1 protein-coding gene is annotated in these 246 nt (G+C 39.0%); it reads left to right on the top strand.

The features are described 5' to 3' along the window. On the top strand, positions 1 to 246 hold a 246-nt coding region (locus tag LB465_RS18255), incomplete at both ends, for a hypothetical protein (RefSeq protein WP_224471331.1).

Genomic DNA, 246 nt, shown 5'->3' with positions numbered 1-246 from the left:
GATTTTTACCAGGAGCAGATAGTTCGCTGTGATAGAAAATTAGAAGAAGTGCTTAAAAAGATGAGCTCCAATGAGCCCCCGCAAAACAATCCAAAAGCTCCTAGAAAACCTATAAGACACCACAAACCGGAAATAAAAAATATGGATAATTACCTGTTAAGGATATTCCATAATAAAGATGCCACCGTCTTACCCGGTATTACCGATTATAACTGGTTGCAGTTGTTGTCTGAAGTTGGCACCGAT

Origin of the sequence: Salegentibacter lacus (assembly GCF_020164555.1) — a bacterium.
Classification (GTDB): Bacteria; Bacteroidota; Bacteroidia; order Flavobacteriales; family Flavobacteriaceae; genus Salegentibacter; species Salegentibacter lacus.
Note: the sequence above shows the minus strand (reverse complement) of the source record. Positions and strands in the feature narration are given on the sequence as shown.